Source organism: Vibrio sp. 10N.222.46.A1 (assembly GCF_041473595.1).
In the GTDB taxonomy this organism is placed as follows: Bacteria; Pseudomonadota; Gammaproteobacteria; order Enterobacterales; family Vibrionaceae; genus Vibrio; species Vibrio tasmaniensis_A.
Genome location: NZ_JBFRSN010001495.1, coordinates 1 through 536 on the forward strand (window position 1 = coordinate 1; position 536 = coordinate 536).

The 536-nt window shown below is 46.8% G+C and carries 1 protein-coding gene; it reads left to right on the forward strand.

Annotated features, from left to right (window positions below; genetic code table 11):
- On the forward strand, positions 1-536 hold a 536-nt coding region (locus AB4496_RS27615; protein WP_372133187.1), incomplete at both ends, for an alkaline phosphatase.

A 536-nucleotide genomic window follows, 5' to 3' on the forward strand; every position in this document is an offset into this window, starting at 1 on the left:
ATGCAATTGTGGTCGATTCTGCTTGTTCAGCCACCATGCTTGCAACCGGTATCTACAGTGGCTCAGAAGTGATTGGCATTGATTCTCAGGGCAATCATGTTGAGACGGTTCTTGAGAAAGCTAAAAAGGCAGGTAAAGCAACAGGACTCGTGTCCGATACGCGCTTAACTCACGCCACGCCTGCTGCATTTGCTGCTCACCAACCTCACCGTTCGCTAGAAAACCAAATTGCTAACGACATGCTAGAAACTGGTGTTGATGTAATGCTTTCGGGAGGGCTACGTCATTGGATCCCTAAATCGACCAACGACAAAGGTGAAACCTATAAGCAACTTGAAAAACTGACTCAAGGTGATGTTTACCTAAAATCAAAACGTAAAGACGACCGTAACCTTCTTGCAGAGGCAGAGAAAGACGGCTACCAACTGGCATTTAACCGCAGCATGCTAGAAGATGCTAAAAGCGATAAGCTACTTGGCCTGTTCGCCTACTCAGGCATGGATGACGGCATCGCTTACAGCAACAAGAAAGAGAGT